This window comes from Salinispora vitiensis, assembly GCF_000378825.1.
In the GTDB taxonomy this organism is placed as follows: Bacteria; Actinomycetota; Actinomycetes; order Mycobacteriales; family Micromonosporaceae; genus Micromonospora; species Micromonospora vitiensis.
Map to the genome: position 1 here is coordinate 644,302 of NZ_KB900388.1, position 20,421 is coordinate 664,722.

Below are 20,421 nucleotides of genomic sequence, written 5' to 3' on the forward strand. Positions count from 1 at the left end.
GCGCTCCACAAAGCCGTCGCAGCTACGGAGACCGGATGAACCTGCCCCTGACGCCCGAAGCGGTCCTCGACGACGTACTCGACTGCATCGCCGAGGTCCTCGGCACGGATCCGGGGCTGATCGATGCGGAAACATCACTGACAGCCCTGGGGCTGGAGTCGTTCACCGCCGTACGGCTACGCCGGCGGATCCGGGAGCGCACCGGGCACGACCTCCCACTGACCGCGTTCCTCGACAACGCCACCGCGAGGCACCTCGCCCGGCACCTGTCGAAAGCCCCTGACGAGCCAGCCGGCACCGCTGGAATAGGCGGGCAGCGCAGCGGCGGGCAGCCGGGCGACCGGTCGGCCTTCCCCTTGACCGCGGTCCAGGAGTCCTACCTTGTCGGGCGCGAGTCAGGCCTGGTCCTCGGCGGGGTGGCCACCTTCTACTACTACGAGTACGACCGGGTCAGCGACAATGCCGCAACCGACCTCCAGCGACTCGAAGTCGCTTGGAACCAACTGGTCGACCACCACTCGATGTTGCGGATGGTGGTCGACCAGCGTGGCCGTGGGGAGATCCTGCCCACGGCCGGTCCCTACCGCATCGGCGTCACCGACCTGCGAGGCGCCTTGCCCGCACAGGTGGACGAGTCGTTGGCCACGCTCCGGCACGACCGCTCCCACCAGGTACGCCCGACCGGGCAGTGGCCGTTGTTCGACCTGCACGCGGCGTTCCTACCCGACGGTCGTACCCGCCTCTACGTCGGCTTCGACGTGCTGATCACCGACATGGCCGGCTGGATGCTGCTGATGCGGCAGTGGGGACAACTCGTCGCCGACCCGACGGCCTCCCTGCCCGAGCCGCCCGCCGAGTTCGCCGACCTGCTGCGCGCTCGGGAGACGGATCTGGAGTGGACCCAGCGGCGGGAACGGGACCGCGCCTACTGGACAGCCCGTGTTGCCGAGCTTCCTCCAGCGCCACGCCTACCGGTGACCCGGGCTGTCGACTCCACCGTGCCGCCCCGCTTCGCTCGGCACGCCGGCCAGCTCGACGCGGAGGCCTGGCGGATCCTCCGGACCCGGTGTAGCGAGCACGGCGTGACAGCGACCGCCGCGTTGCTTGCCGCGTTCGCGGTGATCCTCGGGCGGTGGGGCGCCGGCGAGCAGGTCTGCCTGAACACCACCCTCTTCGAGCGTCCGGAAAAGCCCGAGGGTATCGACCTGGTAGTGGGTGATTTCACCACCACCGCGTTGGTGGGTACCCCGAGGATCGACCCGGCCTCGTGGAGTGGCTTCGCCGGCTACGCGACGGAGCTCAACCGTCGTTTCTGGGAGGACCTGGACCACCGGTCGGTCTCCGGAGTTGATGTGCTGCGGGGGCTCGGCGACAGCTCTGGCGCCCCGCCCTACCCGGTCGTCTTCACAAGTGGGGTGGGACTCGCCGGCGACGGTACCGCGGCTCCGGCGAGCTGGCTCGGCGCGGAGGTCTTCGGCGTTTCGCAGACCCCCCAAGTGCTGCTCGACCACATCGTGTGGGACGAGGGCGGCGTGCTCCGAATCGCCTGGGACGGTGTCGTTGACGCCTTTCCCGACGGCTACCTACGCGGCATGCTCGACGCGTACGTCCGGCTGCTGCACCGCCTCACCGAGGCCAACGCGTGGAAGGACCCGAGCCTGGCCTGGGATCCCTTCGTCCTGCCCGTGGAGCCGTTGGACGTCGACCCATTCCCTGATGCCGGCCCACTGCTGCACGACCCGGCGACCAGTGCCGCCCGCCGGGTGCCGGAGAAGCCGGCCCTGTACGCGGGGACCGCCGTCACCTCGCACGGCCGGTTGGCCGAGGGCGTCACGACGACCGCTGCCGCTCTTGCCACCGCCGGTGTCGGTACCGGCGATCTGGTGGCGGTCGCCTGCGAGAAGGGGCTGGCCCAGGTCGTCGCGGTCCTAGCGGTCAACGCCGTCGGCGCGGGCTACCTGCCGGTCGAACCATCCTGGCCGGATGCCCGGGTGGCCACGATCTGTGCCCGTGCCGGAGTGCGGCACGCGCTGGTCGGTCGGGGTGTCCGGACCATGTGGCCCGAGGGCGTGTCGACGCACCGCCTGACGGCGGCCGGACGGCCCGGCGGCCGATCAGGGAAGTTCGCCTCCGACGCAACCCCACCGCCATCGCGACCCAACCCGGATGACACCGCCTACGTCATCTTCACCTCCGGCTCCACCGGGCAGCCGAAGGGCGTCGAGATCCAGCACCGCGCCGCCCGCACCACCATCGACGACATCGTCGACCGCTTCGGCGTACACACCGATGACCGGGTGCTGGCACTGTCCGCGCTCAGTTTCGATCTCTCCGTCTTCGACATCTACGGCGTTCTCGGCGCGGGCGGGGCGCTGGTCCTGCCCGACCCGGCCCGGCAGCGCGATCCGCAGCACTGGCTGGAACTGGCCGAGCGGCATGGCGTCACGGTGTGGAACACCGCCCCCGCGCTGTTGGAGATGCTCGTCGAGTACGCCGAAATCGAACCGGAGGTCGCGACCCGGGCGTTGCACGCCCTACGGCTGGTGATGCTCTCCGGCGACTGGATCCCGTTGACCCTGCCTGAACGCCTGCGTCGGCTCGCCCCACAGGCCCAGGTGATGAGTCTGGGCGGTGCGACCGAGGCGTCCATCTGGTCGATCACCTACCCGGTGGCGGATGTCGCCCCGGGGTGGCGGAGTATCCCCTACGGCCGGGCGTTGCGGGCCCAGTCGTTCCACATTCTCGACCCGGATGGCGGGCCGTGCCCGGTGGGTGAGCCGGGGGAACTGTTCATCGGTGGCGATGGGCTCGCCCGCGGATACATCGGCGATCCGGAGCAGACGGCGCATCGCTTCGCCCGGCACTCGCTGCTGGGCGAGCGGCTGTACCGCACCGGAGACCTGGGACGCTGGCGGACCGACGGGAACATCGAGTTCCTGGGACGCGCCGACCGGCAGGTCAAGATCCGCGGTCACCGGATCGAACTCGGCGAGATCGAGGCCACGCTCGGTCGGCACCCGGCTCTGCGGCAGTGCCTCGTGGCTGCGGTGCGCGGCTCCGACGAGCGCCCCCGCCTGGCCGGTTACGTGGTGCCGAAGGCGGGAGACGTTGTCCCGACCGTCGACGAACTGACCGGGATGCTGCGCGAACGGCTGCCCGACTACATGGTGCCGAGTAAATTCATCGTGCTCGACTCGCTGCCGGTCACCCCGAACGGCAAAATCGACCATGCGGCGCTGCCGAATCCGTACCAGGTGGGGGACGGCGGCGTTCCGGCACGTCCTTCAACGCTTCCGCCGTCCGCGTCGCCGGTGGAACCCCCGGTCACGTCCGCCCCACGTTTCGCCAGCTGGGCCGGCACGGCGGTAGCCGAGGCGGAGGCACTCGGCCTCGACGTCGCACTCGTTGTACGCCCGGGTCGAATGTCACCAGCGCAGGCCCTCGTCGCGGCAACGCATTGGCTCGACCGGGCCCGCCCGGAAGGCGCCCCCGCGCTGGTCGAGCGGATCCCCGCCGATGGTCTCATCGAACTCGCACAGCGGACCACCGATCTACCACGGGTCGACGACGCCCCGCCATCAGCCCCACAGCGCACGCCGACCCCACAGAGCGCGTCGACCGCCGAACCGCCAGCGGCCTCGCCGGACCGGTCCGGGCCAGAGCTAACCGGTCGCCCGGTCGCCGGTGGTCGTACCGCTGATCCGGCCGCGACAAAAGCCGTCATCGCGGTCCTCGCGGACCTGACGGGGGAGCAGGTCCGGGCGGACAGCGCGTTCGCCGCACTGGGCGTGACCTCACTCACGCTGGTGCTGACCTACCGCAGGCTCCGGGAGAGCATCGCGCCCCAACTCGCGCTCGCGGACGTGTTCGCCCATGCCACGGTGGCCTCCCTCGCCGCGCACATCACCGCCCTGACCACTCCGAAAGACACCCAGGCACTCGGGCCGACGACCACCCCGGCGCCGTCCGACCGACGCTCGTCCCGGCTGGCTGCCCGTACCCGGGCCCAGGAGGTGGACCGGTGAGCACGGCCGAGAACCCTGACGAGTCGTTGATCGCCGTCACCGCACTGGACTGCCGGTTTCCCGGCGCCCCCGACACCGAGGCGTTCTGGGACCTGCTGGTCTCCGAGCGTCATGGACTCACCCGGCACAGCCTCGACGAACTCGGCGAGCGAGGAGTGCCTCCACGGTTGCGCGAGCATCCCGCGTACGTCCCGGTCGGCGGTGTCATCGACGATCAGGACCGGTTCGACCCGGAGCCGTTCGGGCTCACCGACGCCGAAGCCGCGCTCATGGATCCGCAGCAACGGCTGTTCCTGGAAGCGTGCTGGCGTGCCCTCGAAGCCGCCGGGCACGGCAACGGGATCGGCGCCGGAGCCGTCGGGGTGTTCGCCGGGGCGGCGCACAGTGACTATCTGATGCGAAACCTGGCCCGCCGGTACACCGCCGCCGCCAGCGACCCGGTCGGGAGCCTCCAGACGGCGATGGCGACCGTCGGGGACTACCTTCCGCTTCAGGTGGCACACCGTCTCGGCTTGACCGGGCCGGCGATCGCCGTCAACACCACCTGCTCCACCTCGCTGGTCGCCGTGCACCTGGCGGCTCAGTCGTTACTGGCGGGCGAGTGTGACACCGCACTGGCCGGGGGCGCGTCGCTGATCGTGCCCCAGGGCCGCGGCTACCTGTATGTCCCGGATGGAATCTTCTCCGTCGACGGCCGGGTGCGCGCGTTCTCCGCCGAGGGCACCGGAATTGTTCACTCCCAGGGCGTCGGCGTCGCGGTCCTGCGTCGGCTCGCCGACGCGCGCGCCGACGGCGACCCGGTGCTGGCGGTGCTGCACGGTTCGGCGGTCAACAACGACGGCGCGGACAAGACCGGTTTCACCGCACCGTCCCCACGCGGCCAGACGCGCGTGATCGCCGAGGCGTTGGCCGTGGCCGGGGTGGAGGCGCGACAGATCAGCTACGTCGAGGCCCACGGCACCGCCACCCGCCTCGGCGACGTCGTGGAGATCGGCGCCTTGCGCCGCGTGTTTGGTTCCGTCGGCCCGGCCTGGTGCGCCCTGGGTTCGGTGAAGAGCAACATCGGGCACGCCAACTCGGCCGCCGGCATCGCGGGGTTCGCCAAGACCGTGCTCGCGCTGCACCACGGGGTCCTTCCGGCCACCCTCGACGCCGAACCGCTCAACCCGGACCTACACCTGGACGATTCCCCGTTCACCGTCGCCCGACGGACCGCCGAGTGGTCCGGGGCGCGGTACGCGGGCGTGAGCTCCTTCGGCATCGGCGGCACGAACTGTCACATCGTGCTGGGCAGCGCACCGGCCGTGCCCACCCCCGAACCCGACCCGCGTCCCCAACTGGTGTTGCTCTCCGCGGCTAGCGACGGCGCCCTAGCCGAGAGCGTCACCGATGTTGCCGACACGTTCCACACCACGACGGTGGCACCCGCCGACCTCGCCTACACCCTGCACGCTGGGCGACCGTATCGGCGGCACCGCGTCGCGGCGGTCGTCACCGGTGATCACATCGGTGACCGCGCTGCTCTGCGCACCGCCGCCCGCCGCGCGGCGGGCACCGGTATTCCCAAGGTTGTTTTCCTGTTTCCCGGGGGCGGCGCCCAGTACCCCGGCATGGGCCGTGGACTCATGGCCGACGAGCCGGAGTTCGCCGACACCGTACGGGAGTGCGGGGCGCTGTTCGACGAACCCGGCCGGCCCCGGCTGGCCGCGCTGATCGAGGCCGACCGCGCCGACCCGGCCGCGCTGCGGCTCGCCCGCGACCCGGCGTACGGCCTGCCGGCGCTGTTCACCGTGTCGTTAGCCACCGCGCGCGTGCTCATCCGGTGGGGCGTACGACCGGACGTCGTGGTGGGGCACAGTCTGGGCGAGTACGTGGCCGCGGTGGTCGCCGGCGCGCTGCCGGTAGCGGACGCGGCGGCCCTGGTGCGGGTTCGGTCCCGGGGGATGTCACGGGCCGCAGGTCAGGGCGCGATGCTCGCTGTTCCCCTGCCCGAGACGGAGATCGCCACGCTGCTGACCGACCATCCCGACGTGGATCTGGCCGCGGTCAACGCCCCCGCCTCGTGCGTGGTCTCCGGAACCGAGGAAGCGGTGGCCGCACTGGAGTCACGGCTGGCCGCCGACGGGGTCAAACCCACTCGACTTCGGTTGGACGCCGCGGCCCACTCCCGTCTCGTCGACCCCGTCCTGCCCGAACTTCGGGCCGCCGCCTCCGGAGTGAAGGCCCGGACGCCGGTGGTCCCGCTGGCCACCACCCTCACCGGTGGCTTCCTCACCTCCGCGCCCAACGCGGACCACTGGGCGCCGCACCTGCGGTCCGTGGTGCGCTTCTCCGCTGCCCTGGCCACCGCCATCGGCGACGGCCCGGCCGTGGTCGTGCAGACCGGACCCGGTGGTGGCCTGCTGCAACTTGCCCGCCAACACCCGATGCTGAACCTGACGGCGACCGTCGCCACCTTCCCCGAGCCCGACGAACCCGGTGACGAACGGGCCGCGCTGCTGACCGCCGCCGGGGAGCTTTGGACGTGGGGTGTGGATATCAGCGCCGAGGCGCTGCATCGGTCTGGCCGGCGGCGGGTCCCACTGCCTGGCCACCCCTTCGATCGACGGACGTTGTGGATCGAACCGCCCGAACCGGGGGCGGAATCCACCGCTGACGCCCCGGATGAGGACGAACCCTTCCAGGTGCCGGTCTGGCTCCGCGTACCGGCGCCAGACAACCCGGCCGGCATCACCGGCCGATGGCTGCTGGACGGGCCCGAGGGTGACCCCTTGGTCGAGGCGGTACGGGTTCACCTGATCGCCGCTGGAGCCCAGGTTGCCGACCGCGCCGACGTCGCCGCCGACGCGACGATCCCGTGCGCTGGTGTGCTCGTGCTCGACCTCGCGCCCGACGGCGACGACCCGGCCGCGCGGGTGACTAGAGCGGTGCTACGGCACGCCGAACTGGCCCGCCTCACCGCTACCTGGGCACACGACAGCTGTCTGCTGCACGTCACCCGGGCCGTCCAGCAGGTCGAGAGCACCGACCGACCGACCCCGGCCGCCGCCGCCGGCACCGCCGTACCCCGGATCCTGGCGCAGGAGTTCCCCGGACTGCGGTGGCGCGCCGTCGACCTGCCGGTGACCGGGGCGCCGGACGAGCTGGCCCGCCGGGTCGCTGAGGAGGCGACGGACCTCGCCACCGGTGATCGGACCGGAGCAGAGGTGGCGCTCCGCGGCGGACACCGCTGGCTGCGCACCGTGAACCCGTGGCGGCCCCGTTCGGACGGAGTCACGGACCGGACGGATGCCGGCACCGCCCTGCTCATCGGCGGGCTGGGCGACGTCGGCCTGACCATGGCCGAACATCTGGCCGAGCTGGGTTGGCGGGTCATCGTCACCGGCCGTACCGGCCTGGTACCCGAAGCGGCGCCGGGAAGCCCGGCAGCCGACCGGATCGAGGCAGTCCGGCGACTGACCGACCGTGGTCTGCCGGTGGAGGTACGCGCGGTCGACGCCGGAGATTCCGTGGCCACCGGTGCGCTGCTGCGTGACATCGTCGACCGTTTCGGCCGGCTGGACCTCGTGGTCCACGGCGCGGGAGTGGTCGCCTCGACGGCGGTCACCCCCCTGCGGTCGGTCGACCCCGAGGCGGCACATAGCCACGCCCGGGCCAAGGTGTCGGCGGCCGTCGCCCTGCGGCGGGCCCTCGTGGAGTTGCCCAAGGAGGCCCGGCCCGCGACCGTACTGCTGATGTCGTCGGCGACGACCCTGGTGGGCGGCCTGGGACTGGCTCCGTACGCGGCGGCGAACCGCTACCTGGAGGCGCTGGCTGAGCAACAGGGCGCGGCGAGCGGCACGGCCTGGCTGAGCGTTGCCTGGGACGGCTGGCGGGTTGGCCCGGGCGGCACCGAGCGGGCCGTCGCGTCCCGGCACTCGATTGGGCGGCCCGACGGTATGCGGGCGCTGGATCGGCTACTCGTCCTGGCCGGCCGGGGGCGGGCCCCCGCATTGGTCGCGGTCTCTCCCGCCGAGCTACGCCCCCGCCTGTCCGGCGGAGCAGGCGGCACCCGGCGACACGTCGCGCCCGCGAGGGAGAGCGGCCAGGCTGAGAACAGTGCCCGTGGGCACGCGGAGGCGACCCTCACCAAGGTCTGGTCGGAACTGCTCGGTTTCGAGGTATCCGACCGGGACGCCGACTTCTTCGCTCTCGGGGGGCACTCGCTGCTCGCCACCCGGATGCTAGCTCGGCTGCGGGACGAGCACAGCGTCCAACTGCGCTTGCAGGATCTCCTGGCACGACCGACCGTCGCGTCGCTGGCGGCGCTCCTGCCGACGACCGACAACTTCGACCCGCGACCGCCGACGGCCGACGAGTCCGACCCGACGGGCGATGCCGGCCCGTCGGTGGGCACCGCATCTCCTGCCGGCCTGGAGTTCGCGGAGGCCGGACCAGACGGGGACGGGCCGCGGGAGTTTCCGTTGACCCGGGTACAGCACGCGTACTGGGTCGGCGGCTCGGGTGGCTACCGGCTCGGTGACGTGCCCTGCTCGTTCCACCTGGAACACGACTGTCCCGGGCTGGATATGGCGCGATACGAGGACGCGTGGAACGCCGTGATCGCCCGGCACCCGATGCTCCGCGCGATCATCACTTTCGAAGGCCGAAACCGAATCCTCGATCGGGTGCCCCGGTACCGCATCCGGGTCCGGGACCTATCCGCGCTCGATGAACCCGTCCGGCTGGAGAAGCTTTCCCGGATCAGAGCGGAGATGGTGGGGCGGGAACCCCGTCCGGGCCGCTGGCCGCTGGTCGACATCCGTGCCGCCCGGTTGCCCGGCGGGATCGTACGCCTCTTCGTCAACGTCGATGTGCTCGTTTGCGACACCGCCAGCTTCCTGCTCTGGGACCGCGAGCTGCGCGCCCGGTACGAGGATCCGCAGGTCGAGCTGCCCCGGGTGGGCACGACCTTCGCCGCGTGCGTCGCCGCGCTGGAACGTCGCGCGCACAGCCCGGAACGCGAACGGGCGGCGCGCTACTGGCGGGACCGGCTCGACCGCCTGCCCGGGCCCCCAGCGCTGCCGGTCCGTCCGGCACCGCCGGGGATCCGGCCCAGGTTCGCGCGTCGCACCGCACGGCTGGAGCCGGCGCAGTGGCAGGCGCTCCGGACGGAGGCAGCCCGGCGTGGCCTCACCCCGACCGCCGTGCTGCTCGCGGCGTACGGGGACGCGCTGGCCGCCTGGTCCGGACAGGGGCAGTTCGCCATCACCCTGACCCTGTTCGACCGCCCATCGGTGCATCCGGACGTCAACCTGGTCGTCGGGGACTTCACCTCCCTGCTGCTGCACGAGGTCGATCGGTCCCGCCCGGGGACGTTCGCCGACGACGCGGGCGAAGCGCAGCGGACCCTCTTCCGCGACCTGGACCACCGCGAGTTTTCGGCGCTGGAAATGCTGGCCGAGAAATCGGCTCGCAGCGGGGCCACCGAGTCCGTACCCGTGGTGTTCACCAGTGCGCTGGGGCTGACCGATCCGCTCGGCGGCGAGCACGACCTGGACTGGATGGGCACCCCTGTCTACGGCATCAGCAGTACGCCGCAGACCTGGCTCGACCACCAGGTGATCGAGCAGCACGGCGCCCTGCTTCTGCAGTGGGACGTGTTGGAGAACGTCCTACCCGCCGACGAGGCGGACCAGGTGTTCTCCGGCTACGTCGACCGGGTGCGCCGACTGGCCGACGAGGCCGAGGAGTGGGAAGCGCCCAGACCGGCACGGCCGACCGTGGCCGGGCCGCCGCGCAGCGATTCGGTGGGCACGGGCTCGGGCGAGACCGCGCTGCTGCTGCGCGCCGGTGCCGCCGAGCCCCCACTGTTTCTGGTCCATCCGTCCGGTGGTGACGTGCTCTGCTACGGCGAACTCGTCGGGCTGCTGAACAAGGACCGCCCGGTGGTCGGGCTCACCGACCCGGCCCTCACCGGAGGTGTCGGGCCCGCGGACATCCCGACCCTGGCCGAGCACTACCTGGACGCGGTGCGCCAGCACCAGCCATCCGGTCCGTACCTGCTCGGTGGCTGGTCGATGGGGGGCACGTTGGCCCACGAGATGGCCTGCCTGCTCGAACGGCGTGGCGAGCATACCGATCTGCTTTTCATGATCGATTCGAACACGCCGGACCGGATCAGGACTCTGCACGGCCGGGGTGCTCCGCAGGCCATCGCCGCGGTGCGCTACCTGCACTCGCTGGCGGCGTTCCTCGACCTGGACCTCGGGTTCGGCCCAGCCGAGGAAGCCGAGCTTCTTGGTCGCCCTGGCGACGAGATTCGTCGTGCCGTTACGCGACGGCTGCGCGACGCCGGCCTGTTGAGCCGGCGGGACACCGCCGACACCCGGCTGCGGGTGTTCGAGCGGCACCTGCGGATTCTCGGGGAACACCGGGCGGGCCACCTGAACGATCCCACGACTCGGCTGCTCCTCGTCCGGGCCGCGCTGCCGTCGCCCCACAACAGCGGCGTGGGCATGGGCGTGGACGACGCGCCTGACCTGTCCCGCCTCGGTTGGGATGGCCATGTGCGTGGCCCGATAGACGAGGTGGTCGTTGCGGGGCACCACTACTCACTGCTCACGGGGGGCGCCGCCAAGACGATCGCCGAGCACCTCAACAGGACACTCGCGGCGCTGCCGCATCCGCTCCGACAACCATCCGATTACACCTAGTCAACGAGAGAAACTGATGCTTACCCCTGTTAGATCCCGTTTGGCCCGGCGAGGGGCGCTGCCCCTCGCCATCGCCGCCCTGCTGCTGGCCGGCTGCGGCACCGACACCACCACCGGCGGTTCCACCGACGAGCCCGGCACGCCAGTCGATGGCGGCACCCTGCGCTACGTCGTACCGGGGTCGCCGGCGACCGCGAGCAACGATCCGCATGGTGGACTCGGCAACGAGTCCGACCTCATGCGCTTCGCGCTGACCTACGACGTGCTCACCGTGCCCGGCGCCGACGGCACCCCGCAACCACGGTTGGCCCAAACGTGGGAGGCGAACCAGAGTCTTGACCGCTGGACGTTCCACCTGCGCGAGGACGCCACCTTCACCGACGGCCAACCGGTACTCGCCGAGGACGTGCTCTATTCGCTGACCCGGATAGCGGACAAGGCCGCCGAGAACTACGGCCGACTGGCCGACTTCGACATGGCCGCCGCCAGCGCGCCCGACGACCACACGGTGGTGCTGGCTACCCGCGCGCCGATGGCCGAAGCGCCGAAGGCGCTGGAGTCGATCAGCTTCGTCGTTCCCGAGGGCAGCACGGACTTCGCCGAGCCGGTCGGCGGTTCGGGGCCGTTCCGGGTGACCGAGACCGACGCCCAGACCGCCGTGCTCCTGCGGAACGACGACTGGTGGGGCGAGCGACCGCACCTGGATCGGATCGAGATCCGGGCGGTCGCCGACCCGCAGGCTCGCGCGGCCGCCGTGACATCCGGCCAGGCGGACGTCGCCGGCAGCGTCAGCCCGGCGGCGGTCAAGGCCGCCGAAGCGGGCGGTGACGTGCAGGTCGTACGCCGCAAGGGCGTCACCGAGTATCCGATCATCATGCGCCTGGACTCCGCACCGTTCGACGATCCGCGCGTGCGGGAGGCGTTCCGACTCGCGACCGATCGGCAGGCACTCGTCGACACGGTGTTCCTCGGATACGGCCAGATCGCCAACGATCTGCCCACCCCGTACGACCCGTCGTACCCGCAGGATCTGACGCAGCGCACCCGGGACCTGGACCGGGCCAAGGAACTACTCGAGGAAGCTGGGCACGCCGACGGGCTGAAGCTCACCCTGCACACCACGACGTCGTACCCCGGCATGGACACCGCGGCCACCCTGTGGGCCCAGCAACTCGCCGACGTCGGTGTTGAGGTCGACGTGAAGGTGGAGCCGGCCGACACCTACTGGACCGCCATCTACGCCAAGAAGGACTTCTACGTCGGCTACTACGGCGGCATCTCCTTCCCTGACCTGGTACGCGTCGGTCTGCTGGCCGCCTCGCCGACCAACGAGACCGCCTGGCGCAACGCGTCGTTCGACGCTGAGTTCAACGCTGCTATGGGCATCCTGGATCCGGCCGAGCGCAACACCAAACTGGCCCGCATCCAGCAGGACTTGTGGCGCGACGGTGGGTACGTGGTGTGGGGCGTCGGAGACGGGCTGGACCTGACCAGCCCTGGTGTGCACGGGTTGCCCGACGGTCCCGGTTTCCAGCGGATGTTCATCGAACGCGCCTGGAAGACGAGATGATCGCACGCCGCCTCACCCGGACAGCGCTTCTGGTACTGGCGGCCACCGTGGTGGTGTTCGCCGCTACCGAGGCGCTGCCGGGTGACGCGGCGTCCGTCCGGGAAGCTGGTCGAGCTTCGCCGGAGCAGGTCGCGCAGGCGCGCGAACAGCTCGGCCTGGACCAACCGGTGGTGGTGCGGTATCTGCGGTGGCTGAGCGGGCTGCTCCAGGGAGACCTGGGCTCGTCGCTGAGCAGCGGCCGGCCGGTGAGTGACCTGCTCGGCCAACGCCTGCCCGCGACCGCCAGCCTGGTGGCTGTCGCCCTCGGCACAACAGTGCTGCTCACCGTCGCCGGCCTCATCGTCACGCAGCTGCGTCGGGGCCGGGGCGGAATGCTCGCCGCCGGTCTCGCCGCGGTGCCCCAGGCCGTCTACGCGGCAGCGTTGGGCGCACTGCTGTCCGCGACGTTGGGGTGGCTTCCGGCCGTCTCCCTGCTGCCGCCGGGCGGCAATCCGTGGCAGGACCCACGCACGCTCGTCCTGCCGGCGCTGACGCTGGCGCTGCCGTCGGCCGCGTATGCCAGCACGCTGCTGCGTGGGGTCCTGACCGACACCCTGCGCCGGCCGCACGTCGTCGACGCGTACCGGCGCGGGCTGCCACCGATGCTGGTGCTGTTGCGGCATGTCCGGCCGTTCTTGGTCGTACCGGCGTTGCAGGTTCTCGCGTTGACCGCCGGCTGGCTCGCCGCCGGCACTGCCCTGGTGGAGACGGTCTACGGGTTTCCCGGCCTCGGCGGGCTGCTCGTTTCGGCAGTGGCGGTGCGGGACATACCGGTGGTGCAGGGCGCCGCACTGGTGCCCGTCGCGACCGTGCTGCTCGGAATGCTGCTCGCCGATCTCGCCGCCGCGGCGGTGCATCGAAACGGCCGTCCGGCCGTGGTGCGACCGGTTCGGACGGCGGAGAGCACTCCGTGACGCGCATCCGCTGGAGCGCTGTCGCGCCGGGGGTGGCGCTGGCAGTGTTCACCTTGGCTCTGCTGGGTCGGTACCTCGCTCCGAACGACCCGGAACAGCCGGTGGCCGTGCCTTGGTCCGTCCCGTCGACACAGCTGCCGTTCGGCGCCGATGCGTTGGGCCGCGACGTACTGTCCCGGGTGCTGGCCGGCGGCGCGAATCTGCTCGGGGTCGCCCTCACCGCGGCGGCGGCGGCCCTCCTGATCGGAGTAGCGCTGGGGCTGGTCGCGGGCTGGTGGCCGCGGTGGGCGGGCCACGCGGTGCGCTGGTTCGGCGATCTGTTGCTGGCGGTGCCCGCCCTGGTCCTCGCCCTGGTACTGGCGGTGGCGCTACCGGGGGCAGCGGCGGTGGTGGTCGCCGCTGTGCTCAGCGGCGCGCCGCTCACCGCCCGGGTCGTGGCCGCCCAGTGTGCCACCGTCCGGGATAGTGGCTACCTGCACGCCGCCGTCGAACGTGGCGAACACGGAGCGGTTGTTCTGGTACGGGAACTCTTGCCGGCGTTGCGTGGCCTGGTGGCGGCGGACGCTGGTCTGCGGTTGATCACGGCACTGCAACTGGCCACCACGCTCGCGGTCCTCGGATTCGGCCCGCAGCCCCCCGATCCCGATTGGGCTCTGATGCTGAGCGAGAACCTGCCCGGCGCGGCGCTCAATCCCACCGCGCTGCTGGCGCCCGCCGTCCCGTTGGCGCTGTGCGCGTTGCTCTGTGCCGCTACCGCGCGCACCGCCACACGTGAGCGGGAGGGGGTGTGGTGAGACAGCGCGTCGAGCGCCCGATCGAGTCCGCCACATCCGACTCGGAGCCCTTGGTGGTGACGGGACTGTCGGTGCGTCGGGTCGGTGACGGCCAGCTCGTATTGCCGGCCACGGACCTTCGGCTCGGCGCCGGTGAGGTGGTGGCGGTCGTCGGGGCTTCCGGGGCAGGCAAGAGCAGCCTGCTGCACGCTCTTCTGGACAGCCTGCCGTCGGGTCTGCGCCGCGATGGGGGAGTGGTGCGCTGGCGCGGCCTGCCGATCCCGGAGGGGCGGGCGGCTCGCCGCTGGCGGCGGGCGCACTGCGGGTATGTGGGGCAGGATCCGATCCTCGCGCTGAACCCGCTCTGGTCGGTCGCGCGTCTGGTGGGCGAGCAGTTGAGCGGGTCGCGACGTAACCGGGCACTCCGAGTCCGTGAGGTCTGTGACTTACTCGGCCTGCCCGCCGAACTCGCCAGCCGCCGGTGCGGTGAACTCTCCGGTGGCCAGGCTCAACGGGTTGCCCTCGCCCGCGCGTTGGCCACCGAGCCGGACGTCCTGCTGCTCGACGAGCCGACCTCGGCCCTGGACGCGGAGACCCGGAGCATGATCGTCGAGGCGGTACGGGCCCATCCAGGCGGCTGTACTCTGCTGGTGACCCACGACCCGTTTCTCGTCTCCGTCGCCGACCGGGTGGTGGACCTGTCGCCACCGGCTACCGTGACGCGACGATCCCCTGCGGCGCGACGTGTCACCGTGCCGACACCCTCCACCGTGACGTCGCCACCAGTACGAAGCTTGGCCGCCGTACCCCTGGCACCCGGCCACGGCACCGCACCGCTTTTGGCCGTACAAGGGCTGCAAGTGGCCCGACCGGACGGCACACCGCTGTTGGAAGACGTGCACTTGAACCTGGCCCACGGGTCGTGGACCGCAATTCTCGGTCCTTCCGGCAGCGGCAAGACGAGTCTGCTGTACGCAATCCTCGGTCGCCGTCCCGTCCTACACGGCCGGCTGTTGCTGGGCGGGCATCCGCTGCCGGCCGACGTACGGCAGCGCGACCGCGAGCAGCGACGCGCCATCCAACTCGTCGGTCAGCATCCGGCTGGGGAACTCAATCCGGTGTACCGTGTCGGGCCCGCCGTAGCCCGTCCACTGGCGGTGCTGCACGGTGTGGGCCGCCGTGAGCGGGCCAGGGAGGCCCTGCGTCTTCTCGGCTCGGTCGGGCTCGCGGCCGAGATCGCACACCGACGCCCACCCGCTCTCTCCGGCGGTCAACGCCAACGGATCGCGCTGGCCCGGGCCCTGGCCGCGCGGCCAAGCGTGTTGCTGCTCGACGAGCCGACCTCGGCACTCGACCGCGCCTCCGCCGCCACGGTGCTCGACCTGCTCGACCGGCTGCGGGACGACGGCTTGGCCATCCTGTCGGTCACCCACGACCCCACCGTGGCGGCCCGCGCCGACCGGGTCCTGCACGTCCACCCCCGACGGCTCGTCGAGGGCCGCACCGACGGTCCACTGCCCCTCACCGACAACCAAACGGAGGAATCCGGTGCCCGTTGAAGTGACCGTCGATTCGATGGTGTCCCTCGTCTCCGCGCATCCCTGGGTCGCCGAGGCACGCGCCACAACAGGCGATGCCATCGCGGTGTGGCCCGAGCCCGCCGCCACCCTCGCCGGTCCCGAACCCGGTCCCCTACTGCGGGAGCACCTCGATCACTGGGCAGAGGTGTACGACTGGGTGTACCAGGAGGCCCTCGGGCGACACTCGGACGACCTGGATCTGTCCGGCTGGCGTGCCTCGGACACCGGCCAGCCCTTGCCGATCGAACACATGCGGGAATGGCTGAACTGCACTGTCGGCTTGGTTCTCGCCCAACGGCCGCGACGCGTCCTGGAGATCGGCTGCGGCACCGGCCTGCTCGCGCATCGCCTGTACCCGAACCTGCGTGGCTACGTGGGCACCGACGTGGCGCCAGCGGCGGTACAGCGACTCGGGGAAGCAGACCTGCCCGGTACCGCGTTCGTCCAGGCCGCCGCACACGAAACCGCGACCGACAGGGTGCGGGAGGCCATGGACCATGCCTTCGGCCGGGGCCTTGCACCAGAGTGCGTGCTGCTGAACTCCGTCACCCAGTGCTTTCCCGGGCTCGGCTATCTGGCCGAGGTGCTACGGCAGGCACTGGCCGTGGTGGCCGACGGGGGCACGGTGATCGTCGGTGACATTCGGCACAGCGATCTCCTGACCGCGCACTTCACGTGGCTGGAGCAGTCTCGCGACCGCGGCATCGGCGGGGACGACCTGCAAACCCGGATTCGAGCGGCAATCGCGGCAGACGAGGAACTGTCGTTTTCGCCCCGGGCCGTCGCGGGGTTGCTCACGGCGCAGGGGCGGCCGGTACGGATGAGCCTGCACGCGCGCACCATGGAACAGGACACAGAGCTGACCCGCTACCGTTACGACATTGTCCTGCACGTCGGCGCCGGCACGCCGGAGGCGCCCACACCGGTCCGGACGATCCCCTGGTCGGAGCAGCTCGGTGTAGACCTGGCCACGACGCTGCGGGTGGCGTCGGCCGACGATCCGATCGTCGTCTCCGGCATCCCGAACGCGTTGTTGAGCGATGCGCCGACGGCGGTCACGCCCCACGCTCTCCGCCACGCCGTACGCGAACTGGACGCCGCGGTACTGCTCGACTCGGACCACCCCCGGCTGCTGGCCGTCGCCGCGCCCGCCGCCGGTGGGTTGCTGGCCCCTGAGGACCTCGTCGGTAGCGGGCCGGAGACCGGACCTGAGGCACACGAGCCATTCGCCGGCTTCGTACGCCGCCGGCTGCCAGAGGTGCTGCGTGACCACCTGCGGCGGCAGATGCCGGGAACTGGACCACCCAGGATCGTGGTGGCTGACGACTACGACGGCAGGGGAGCACGGTGAGCGGCCCGCCGGTCGACACCTTGGCGGACCTTCCCGGGGTGGGCGCCTGGCAGTGGGTTCCCGGCCCTCAACGGCCGACCCTGCTGGTCGCTCCCACCCCGCCCGGCACCGACGGCCGGGCGAAACCGACTGCGGAACAGGCGATCGTCGACGAGTTGACGGCGGCGTCGGCGGCCGGGGATTACGCCGTGGCCGGTGCCGACCTGGCCGCACTTCCTCAGCTGAGCCGGCTGATGGACGAGGTCGCCCTGCTCGCGATGGCTCGGGTGCTGAACCGGGCGCGGCTTTTCCGCGACGGCGCGAATCATGACACCGGACAAGTGCTGGACAGGTTGCGGGTCGCACCGCGACACGCCTGGATCGTTCGTCGATGGCTGTCCACGTTGGTGACCGAGGAAAGGCTCCGGTATGACCGGAGCAGCGGCCACTACCACGATCTCGTCGCGCCGGATCGCGTCGGGTACGCCCGTGCCCGGCGGGAGCTGGACGAGGCGCGGCGGGGCCTTGGCTATCCACCATCGATGACACGGTTCTTCGTGGCCACGGCCGAACGGCTGCCGGCCCTGCTGCGGGACGAGGCCGGGGTGCAGGAGCTGCTGTTCCCGGATGGTTCCACCGACACCGCCGAGGGCAACTATCGGGACAACCTACCTAGCCGTTGGGTCAACCACGCGGCGGCGGCGCTGGTTGCCGAGCGCACCCACGATTCGGGGCGTCCACTGCGGATTCTGGAGGTGGGCGCCGGGATCGGGGCGACGACCCGATCGGTCCTCGACGCGTTGTCCGACACCGAACTGGACTATCTGTTCACCGATGTGTCGCGTTTTTTCCTCACGTCGGCGCGGAGGCTCCTCGGAGACCGTCCCGGATTGCGGTTCGACCTATTCGACATCAACCTGCCGCCGGTCGCCCCGGAGATCACGCCCGGTTCCCGAGACGTCATCCTCGCCGCGAACGTCCTCCACAACGCTCGCCACATCGGCCGGGCGCTGGCCGCACTACGGGAACTGCTGGCCCCGGAAGGGCTGCTGGTGCTCGTCGAGTCCTGCCGCGAGCACTACCAGGCGCTCACCTCCATGTACCTACTCATGTCTCCATCCGCCGGAGAACAGCGCTGGTTCACCGACGTGCGAGCCGGACAGGACCGGGTGTTCCTCAACCCGGCCGAGTGGGTCGACCAGTTGGACGCGGCCGGCTTCGATCCGCTGCCGGTCCTGCCCGGCGACAACCATCCACTGGCTGACGCGGGACAGCGGGTGATCGTCGGTCGGGTCCGATCTGGTGTCCGACGCCCGGATCCGGTGCTTGTCGAAGCGGCCCTCGCGGCCCGGTTGCCGCCACACGATCGCCCTGAACGGATCCACGCCGTGGACCGTGTCATGTCCGCTCCGAACACTGTCTCGATGGGAGTACCTCGTTGACCGACCTCGCCGATACCACCAGTCCCACCGCACTCGTCGATGTCGTACGCGGTGTCTGGGCCGATGTCCTGGATGTCGACGTGACCGCGGTCCCGGCCGATGCCAGCTTCCTCAGCCTCGGCGGCGATTCCGTCCTGACCGTACGGATGGCGGCGTTGGTCCGGCAACGGCTCGGGGTGGCCCTAGCCCTGGCCGACGTCCGCGTCGAGCACAGTCCGGCCCAGCTGGCCGCCCTCATCCAGGAGCGCGGCACCGCCACGGGCGGCGTGCGCGCGCTGCCGCTGAACCTCAAGCGCCGGGACGACCCCGAAGCCCCGTTCCCGCTTCTGCCGCTGCAACAGGGCTACTTCGTCGGTCAGCAGGACGGATGGGAGCTCTCCTACCGGTCGGCCCACCATTACGTGGACATCGGTCTGGAGGACATCGAAACGGACGAGATCGCTGAGGCGTTACAGGACGCGCTGGAGCGACTCGCCGAGCACCAGGCGGTGCTGCGCGCGCGGATCCTGCCCGACGGGCAGCAGCGGATTCTGCCCCTGGACGATCCGGCGGCGATACCGGTGCTGCGGGTGACCGACCTCAGCACGGCCGGCGCGGACGAGATCGCCGAAAGGCTTGCCGCTATTCGTCGCGAGATGAGCACCGACGGCCCTGACCCGACCCGAGGATGCGGTCTGGACATGCGACTTACCCTGCTTCCGGGGGCCAAGGCGCGGCTGCATTCCTCGACCAGCCTGATGATTGTCGACGGCTGGTCATCGGGGGTGTTCTACCGCGACCTGTTCGCGCTGGTCACCGATCAGAATGCGATGCTCACACCGCTGGATGTCGACTTCGGTGACTACGCCGTGACCCTGGATGGGCTATCCGAGACCGAGTCGTGGCGGGCCGACCGGGACTGGTGGTGGAATCGGCTCGACGGCCTTCCGCTTCCTCCGGCCCTGCCACTGATCGCCGATCCGGCCGACGTCCGACCCGCCCTGATGGGCGCGCGGCAGGCCGTCCTGGACGCCGGCCGGTGGGCCACCTTGCGGGAACACTGCAACCGACATGGGGTCACCCCATCCGCGGCGATGTTCGCCGTCTTCTCGACCGCCCTGGCCCGCGCCTGCGGACACCGCCGATTCCTGCTCAACACCCTGCAGCTGAACCGTCTCCCGCTACACCCGGACGTGCCACGGCTGGTGGGGGCCTTTTCCTCCACCATGCTCGTACCGGTGGAGCTGCCGGAGTCGGCGACCTTCTCCGACCTCGCGGTCCGCGCCCAGCGCGACATCGGGGACGCTATGGCGCACAACCTGGTGACCGGTGTGGAGGTCTCCCGCGAACTCGGAAGGCGCCGTGACACCAGACGGCCGGTGGCTCCGGTCGTCTTCCAGAGCACATTGGGGGTCGACGCTGCGCTTGGTAGCGAGGTGCCCCGGGTGGCCGGGCCGTTGGGCTCCATCGACCTGTCCAGCCACTACCAGCAGCTACGGACCCCGCAGGTGGCGCTTGAGGTTCGGCTTTTTGAGCTACGTGACGAGCTGGTGGTCGTGTTCTCCTTGGTGGAGGAGCTCTTCGAAGCCTCGGACGTGGACCGGATGTTCGATGAGGTGATGTCCCTGGTGGAGTCGCTCGTCGATGCGGACCACTGGTCCACCCCGGTCGACCTGCCAGGCTTTCTGGACGCGCCCGAGGAGGTGCTCTCGCTCGCCCGCCTGTCCGTGCCGACCGGCTCGACCGGAACGGTCGACGAGCCCGGTCCGCCGCGGGACGACCTTGAGCGGATGATCGCGGACAAGTGGATGGTGCTGCTCGGCTGCGAGGTGCCGGACCGGGCCGCGAACTTCTTCGGGCTCGGTGGAGACTCGTTGCTCGCGGTACGAATGCTCGGAGCCCTTGCCCGGGAGAAGATCGGGCGGGTGACGCCGCGTCGGTTCCTCGACCACCCCACCGTGGCGGGACTCGCCAGCGCTGTCCGTGCGCCGGCCGAAGCCGCCGGCCATAACGTCGGCATCGGATCGTGAACGGAGCCATGGCGGGGCGGAACGCCCCGCCATGGCTCCGTTCG

General features: G+C 71.0%; 9 protein-coding genes. All 9 read left to right on the forward strand.

What is annotated here, in order from left to right:
• The first annotated feature begins 35 nt into the window (after positions 1–35).
• From SALPAC2_RS0102980 to SALPAC2_RS0103020, 9 genes are read left to right on the forward strand one after another with little or no spacing between them, the layout of a single operon-like run.
• A complete protein-coding gene (locus SALPAC2_RS0102980; protein WP_018215147.1) occupies positions 36–4,025 on the forward strand; it encodes a non-ribosomal peptide synthetase in 3,990 nt (1,329 codons plus the stop codon).
• Positions 4,022–10,720, forward strand: a complete 6,699-nt coding sequence (locus SALPAC2_RS0102985; protein ID WP_026184353.1) for a type I polyketide synthase — start codon at positions 4,022–4,024, stop codon at positions 10,718–10,720. The genes SALPAC2_RS0102980 and SALPAC2_RS0102985 overlap by 4 nt, the downstream gene beginning before the upstream one ends.
• 16 nt (positions 10,721–10,736) lie before the next feature.
• A complete protein-coding gene (locus SALPAC2_RS0102990; protein ID WP_026184354.1) occupies positions 10,737–12,290 on the forward strand; it encodes an ABC transporter substrate-binding protein in 1,554 nt (517 codons plus the stop codon).
• Positions 12,287–13,243, forward strand: a complete 957-nt coding sequence (locus tag SALPAC2_RS0102995) for an ABC transporter permease (RefSeq protein WP_018215149.1) — start codon at positions 12,287–12,289, stop codon at positions 13,241–13,243. Before SALPAC2_RS0102990 ends, SALPAC2_RS0102995 begins: the two co-directional genes overlap by 4 nt.
• Complete coding sequence (locus SALPAC2_RS0103000; RefSeq protein ID WP_018215150.1) at positions 13,240–14,037, forward strand: ABC transporter permease subunit; 798 nt, start codon at positions 13,240–13,242, stop codon at positions 14,035–14,037. The genes SALPAC2_RS0102995 and SALPAC2_RS0103000 overlap by 4 nt, the downstream gene beginning before the upstream one ends.
• Positions 14,034–15,575 carry an ABC transporter ATP-binding protein gene (locus tag SALPAC2_RS24350; protein WP_033662028.1) on the forward strand — a complete coding sequence of 514 codons (1,542 nt, stop codon included), beginning with the start codon at positions 14,034–14,036 and terminating at the stop codon, positions 15,573–15,575. The genes SALPAC2_RS0103000 and SALPAC2_RS24350 overlap by 4 nt, the downstream gene beginning before the upstream one ends.
• Before the next feature lies 1 nt (position 15,576).
• Entirely contained in the window at positions 15,577–16,947 is a 1,371-nt protein-coding gene (locus tag SALPAC2_RS0103010) for a class I SAM-dependent methyltransferase (RefSeq protein ID WP_026184355.1), read from the forward strand.
• A complete protein-coding gene (locus SALPAC2_RS0103015; protein WP_018215153.1) occupies positions 16,944–18,368 on the forward strand; it encodes a class I SAM-dependent methyltransferase in 1,425 nt (474 codons plus the stop codon). Before SALPAC2_RS0103010 ends, SALPAC2_RS0103015 begins: the two co-directional genes overlap by 4 nt.
• On the forward strand, positions 18,365–20,377 hold the full coding sequence (locus tag SALPAC2_RS0103020) for a condensation domain-containing protein (protein WP_018215154.1): 2,013 nt from the start codon (positions 18,365–18,367) through the stop codon (positions 20,375–20,377). The genes SALPAC2_RS0103015 and SALPAC2_RS0103020 overlap by 4 nt, the downstream gene beginning before the upstream one ends.
• Positions 20,378–20,421 lie beyond the last annotated feature (44 nt).